Here is a 4,331-nt window from a genome sequence, read left to right on the forward strand (position 1 = left end):
ACGCTTCCGTAATGGTAATTGAAAGTGCTGAACGTTTTGGATTATCACAATTGCATCAGTTACGCGGTCGTGTTGGTCGTGGTGCCGAACAAAGTTATTGTATCTTAATGACGAGTCATAAAATCAGTAACGATAGTAAAATCAGAATGGAAACTATGGTTCGCACAAATGATGGTTTCGAAATTTCGGAAGTCGATTTGAAATTGCGTGGTCCAGGTGATATTATGGGTAAACAACAAAGTGGTGTTTTAAATCTTCAAATTGCAGATTTAGTCAAAGACAAAGAAATTCTTCAATTGGCACGTCATCATGCTATCAAATTACTAAAAGATGATGCTCCAATGGAAAAACCAGAACACGCAAAACTTCGAGAAGCATTTATTGAGTTAAGTAAAAAGAAAACCATTTGGAATTACATTAGCTAAATTTCATTTAATGTAACGATGTATAGAAAAATTATAACAAAAAGTAAATTTCAACATCTATTTCGTAACTTTTTTAAATAAATCTCAAGTTTTTTAAACATTTGTACCTACAACAATGTTAAATAAATGGTAAGGTTTTGGCATAATTGCAAGTAAGACTTAGTTTTGTATAAAATCTTAAGTTTAGCTCCCACAATTATGAAAATAAAAACTATAAGCATCACGCTAATCTCTTTAACTCTTGTTGGTTTAATTGGATATAGAATCACAAAAAACAGTGCCGAATCTGAAAAAGGTGGCGGAAAAGGTGATAAAAAACCGCCAATGATGGTGGATGCCATAGTGGTTTCCGAAACTAATTTTGCGAATACAATTTCACTTTCTGGTTCTATTGAAGCCAATGAAAATGTAGAAATTAGAAGCGAAGTTTCTGGAATTGTAGAAAAAATCTATTTCACAGAAGGAACTAACGTTAGCAAAGGTCAGGTTTTATTGAAAGTAAACGATATTGAACTTCGTGCCCAACTTTCGCAAGCCCAAACCCGTCAAAGTTTAGCTTCTGAAAATGAAAGAAGAGCCAAATTACTTCTTCAAAAAGAAGCAATTTCGCAAGAAGAATACGATATTGCTAGTGCTGAATATAGAAGTCTTAAAGCTCAAACACAATTGATTCAAGCACAAATTGCTAAAACAACTGTAAGAGCGCCTTTTTCTGGAAAAATTGGTTTACGCAACATTTCTCCTGGAACTTATGTAACTCCTACAACTCTTATCACAAAATTAGTAAGTGCTAATCAAGTTAAAATTAGTTTTTCTATTCCTGAAAAATATGCTTCGGAAGTAGAAAACAATACTAATATTCAATTTACGATTCCAAATAATCCTGAAAAATTTACAGCTAAAATTTACGCTATCGAACCTGAAATCGAAACTTCCACTCGAACCCTAAAAATCAGAGCGATTGCCGAAAATCCAAATGGAAAATTATTAGCGGGAACATTTGCTACTGTTGAACTTCCATTGAAAAATATCAAAGGGGCTATACAAATTCCTTCGGAAGCTGTTGTTCCAGTCCAAGACGGAAAAGTAGTTTATATCGCCAATAACGGAAAAGCAAAAGAAGTAAAAATTGAAACGATTGCTAGAACGGATAAAGACGTAATCGTTACACAAGGCGTAAAATCAGGAGATACGATTTTAACTTCTGGAGTTATGGCTTTAAAAGACGAAGCCGATATTAAAGTTAAAGTAAAACAAGAAAAACGTCCCACTTCTAACTTCTAACTTCCCACTTTCAAATGAGTTTATCTACTTTAAGTATAAAAAGACCCGTATTTACCATTGTAATCAATTTGTTGATTATACTTTTTGGTATTTTAGGATTCAGTTATTTGGGCGTTCGCGAATTCCCATCGATTGATCCTGCCGTAATTAACGTACGAACCAATTACACTGGTGCTAATGCCGATATTATCGAATCGCAAATTACCGAACCACTTGAAAAAGCTATTAACTCTATTGATGGAATTCGAAATATTACCTCTTCGAGTAATCAAGGTTCGAGTAATATTACAGTCGAATTCAAATTAGAGAAAAACCTAGAAGAAGCTGCTAACGATGTGCGTGATAAAGTTTCGCAAGCCGTTAGAAGTTTACCGCAAGATATCGATGCACCACCAGTAGTTGCTAAAGCAGATGCGGATTCTGATGCCATTATTTCCATGACCGTTCAAAGTCAAACTAGAAATGCGTTAGAATTGAGTGATTATGCTGAAAACGTAATCTCCGAGAGAATTCAAACGATTCCTGGTGTGAGTAGCGTTCAAATTTGGGGACAAAAACGTTATTCGATGCGAATTTGGATGGATCCGATAAAATTAAACGCTTATGGTATCACGGTTGCCGATGTTCGAAATGCTTTAGACAAACAAAATGTAGAATTACCTTCGGGAAAATTAACAGGTGCCAATACCGAATTAATGGTAAAAACCCTTGGAAATTTATCAACAGAAAAGGAATTCAACGATATTATCATTGTAGCTGATGCCAATAAAACCGTTCGTTTAAGCGATATTGGATATGCCGTTTTGGCTTCCGAAAATTTAGAAACCAAGTTTACAGAATCTGGTAATCCGATGGTGGCTGTGGCAATTATTCCGCAACCTGGAACGAATTACTTAGAAATTGCCGAACAATTTTATGCAGAAGTTGATAAATTAAAGAAAGATTTACCGAGTGACATCAAATTAGATATTGCTTTGGATAATACTATTTTTATTAAAAAATCAGTAGTTGAAGTTGCTGAAACATTGGCTATTTCAGTCATTCTGGTAATTATCATTATCTTCTTATTCTTTAGAGATTGGTCAATTGCATTCCGACCTTTAATTGATATTCCCGTTTCGTTGATTGCTACGTTTTTTATCATGTATTTGTGTGGTTTTTCTATTAATGTATTAACGCTGTTAGCCATCGTTTTAGCCACAGGATTAGTAGTTGACGACGGAATTGTAGTAACCGAAAACATCTTCAAAAAAGTTGAAGAAGGTATGTCGCCTATCGAAGCGGCTATCAAAGGTTCGAATGAAATATTCTTTGCAGTAATTTCGATTTCGGTAACACTTGCTGCCGTTTTCTTACCAATTATTTTCTTAGAAGGTTTCGTTGGACGATTGTTCCGAGAATTTGGTGTCGTCATTGGTGCCGCCGTATTAATTTCCGCCTTTGTATCGTTGACTTTGACTCCAATGTTGAATGCGTATTTAATGAAAGGTGGCGAACAAAAGAAAACCAAATTTTATGAAGCTACAGAACCATTCTTCGTAAGCTTAAATACTGGATATGCCAATGCATTAACTAATTTCTTAAAAAGAAAATGGTTGAGTTTCCCAATTATCGGAGCTTGTATCGGATTGATTGTGTTATTTTTTGCCATTCTTCCAAAAGAAACCGCACCTTATGATGATAGAAGTTTAGGTGTAATTAGTGTCACAACTCCAGAAGGTTCAACTTATGAATATACTGACCGATTCATGGAAGAATTATCCGACTTAATCAACGATTCAATTCCTGAGAAAAAAGTGGCATTAGTTATTACCTCCCCAGGATTTTTATCGTCGTCTGTAAATGCTGGAAGAGTTCGCTTAGCTTTAGTGGATCCAAGTGAAAGAGAACGTTCTCAAAAAGAAATTGTGGATGATTTGAATAAAATGACCAAAAAATATCCACAAGCGAAAGTTAACGTTTCGGAACAACCAACGATTTCGGTTAACAGACGTGGTGGTTTACCAATTCAATACATTATTCAAGCACCGAATTTTGAAAAATTGAGAAAAAAGATTCCACAATTCATGGAAGAAGCGAGTAAAAACGAAGCTTTCTCAAATGTCGATGTGAATTTAAAATTCAATAAACCTGAAATTAATGTTACGATTAACCGTGAAAAAGCAGAAAGTTTAGGAATTTCGGTTTTAGATGTGGCGCAAACTTTACAATTATCATTAAGTGGACAACGTTTTGGTTATTTCATGCAAAATGGAAAACAATATCAAGTCATTGGACAATTTGATGAGAAAGACCGCGATGCTCCATTAGATTTAACTTCGATGTTTGTAAAAAACAAAGCAGGTGAATTAATTCAATTAGACAACGTAGTTGAGGTAGAAGAACAAAGTAATCCACCGCAATTATTCCATAACAATCGCTATATGTCGGCAACCGTTTCTGCTGGTTTAGCACCTGGAAAAAGTATGATTGACGGTATCAATGCGATGGATGAAATCAAAGAAAAAGTATTAGATGATACTTTCACAACCGATTTAGGAGGAGAATCGCGTGACTTCGTAGAAAGTAGTTCGAATACTTCTTTCGCTTTCGGATTAGCATTATTATTAATCTATTTGATTT

2 protein-coding genes and 1 pseudogene are annotated in these 4,331 nt (G+C 34.8%); all 3 read left to right on the forward strand.

The window, feature by feature from the left end; genetic code table 11:
- A pseudogene (locus tag L6Q46_RS12895) lies at positions 1–425 on the forward strand (ATP-dependent DNA helicase RecG); the annotation flags it as partial.
- A 198-nt stretch (positions 426–623) separates the two neighbouring features.
- Complete coding sequence (locus L6Q46_RS12900) at positions 624–1,709, forward strand: efflux RND transporter periplasmic adaptor subunit (protein WP_291284650.1); 1,086 nt, start codon at positions 624–626, stop codon at positions 1,707–1,709.
- A 14-nt stretch (positions 1,710–1,723) separates the two neighbouring features.
- A partial coding sequence (locus L6Q46_RS12905; RefSeq protein WP_291284651.1) for an efflux RND transporter permease subunit occupies positions 1,724–4,331 on the forward strand: 2,608 nt, incomplete at its 3' end.

Origin of the sequence: Flavobacterium sp. (assembly GCF_023151265.1) — a bacterium.
Classification (GTDB): domain Bacteria; phylum Bacteroidota; class Bacteroidia; order Flavobacteriales; family Flavobacteriaceae; genus Flavobacterium.